The sequence below is a fragment of the Streptomyces sp. NPDC005799 genome, assembly GCF_040630525.1.
In the GTDB taxonomy this organism is placed as follows: domain Bacteria; phylum Actinomycetota; class Actinomycetes; order Streptomycetales; family Streptomycetaceae; genus Streptomyces; species Streptomyces griseorubiginosus_B.
Genome location: NZ_JBEXXQ010000215.1, coordinates 1 through 1,412, shown reverse-complemented (window position 1 = coordinate 1,412; position 1,412 = coordinate 1). Strand labels below are relative to the sequence as shown.

The window sequence follows — 1,412 nt, the reverse complement described above, 5'->3', positions numbered from 1 at the left end:
ACCAGGGGCACTCCCCTCTGTGCTGCGAAGATGACCAAGCGCACGCCGGCCCCGCGACCAGCAACTTCAGCCCGCACAGCGCTCGTTGGGCTTCGCAGCGTCCGTCACGAGGCGGTCGGAGACGTCGATGGCCAGGGCGGTGAAACCGGTGATGCCGAACCGGACACCGTTGCGGTCGCCGATCTGCGCGCTGTGACCGCGTACGGCCATGACGAGGTCCTTGGTGCCGTCGTCGTTCGGGCCGGCCCGGGCACGAGGCTCAGCACCGCCGTGGTGCCGCCGCTGTTCATGCCGGCCAGGGACACCGAAGTGACGCCCGTGGTGCCCTTCAGGTCGGAGGCGACGGTCGCGAGAATGGCTGGGTCAAGGGGTCTGCCGACGGTGGCGGAGTGGATGACGACCCTGAGGGGGCCGTTGTAGCCAGGGCCGAAGGCTTCAGTGACCAGGTTGTAACTCTGCCGCTGTGCCGTGTCGGGGTTGTAGCTGGCGCCGGACGGCTGGCCCATCTTCATACCGAGAGCGGGCACGGCGAGTACCAGCGGTATCAGGAGCGCCGCCGCGAGAGCGGGGTACTTGTGGCGGACCAGGAGCGAGCCCCAGGCGGTGGCCCACGTGTGCGCGGTGGAACTCGGCCGCCGTGACCTGCGTCGGGCTGTGTCCTAACAGATGGGCTCCCCGACCACGCCGAGCAGCGCGGGCAGCAGGGTCAGAGCCAGCAGGACGGATATGGCGACGGTGGCCGCGGCCGCGAGGGCCATGGTGGTGAGCAGCGTGATGCCGACGACCAGAAGGCCGGCCAGGGCGATGACGACAGTGGAGCCGGCGAAGAAGACGGCGCGGCCCGCGGTGCCGGTGGCGCGGCCCGCCGCTTCGTGCGCGTCCAATCCCTGATGGAGGATCAGACGTCGTTGCCGGGTGACGATGAACAAGGCGGAGTCGATGCCGACCGCGGGCCCGAGCATCAGGGCCAGTATGGGCGTGCTCCTCGCTCGAGGGGCTGGATGCCGCCTTAAGAAGATCCTTATACGTGCCCCCTGAGTGCCTAGGCACTCAGGGGGCTGCTATCGCATCCATCTCGTGAGACCTCAGCCACAGCCCGACCCCGGCAGCATCTATGTCCACTGAGCAGTGTTGTAATGACATAAGCGCGGCTGTGCCCGTTCCACTCATCTGAGTACCGCGCACCGAGGATGTCACTGGTGACGTTTCGTGCCGGTTGAGGAGGAGGGGGCACGGCAGGACTGCGCCGGACCGCCCGCGACGAAGCGTGCTGCCATCCCCGACAGGTTCCGCGATGTTGCAGGGCGAGTGCGGGCTGCTGAAGGCGATACAGGACATGACCATCCAGATATCAGAGGTGGGGAATCTGCCCGCAGCCCTGACCACGTTCGTGGGCAGGCGCCGGGACCTCG

Annotated in this window: 2 protein-coding genes; both read right to left on the bottom strand. The window is 67.8% G+C overall.

Annotated features, from left to right (window positions below; all coding sequences use genetic code 11):
• Positions 1 to 66 precede the first annotated feature (66 nt).
• Positions 67 to 210 carry a hypothetical protein gene (locus ABZ453_RS51310; protein WP_359026987.1) on the bottom strand — a complete coding sequence of 48 codons (144 nt, stop codon included), beginning with the start codon at positions 208 to 210 and terminating at the stop codon, positions 67 to 69.
• A gap of 449 nt (positions 211 to 659) precedes the next feature.
• Positions 660 to 962: an MMPL family transporter gene (locus tag ABZ453_RS51305; RefSeq protein ID WP_359026985.1), complete on the bottom strand. Its 303-nt coding sequence runs from the start codon at positions 960 to 962 to the stop codon at positions 660 to 662.
• Positions 963 to 1,412 lie beyond the last annotated feature (450 nt).

Excerpts from the sequence above, each read along its gene's own strand:
- ABZ453_RS51310 (WP_359026987.1), bottom strand. The coding sequence starts at position 210 with ATGGCCGTACGCGGTCACAGCGCGCAGATCGGCGACCGCAACGGTGTC.
- ABZ453_RS51305 (WP_359026985.1), bottom strand. The coding sequence starts at position 962 with ATGCTCGGGCCCGCGGTCGGCATCGACTCCGCCTTGTTCATCGTCACC.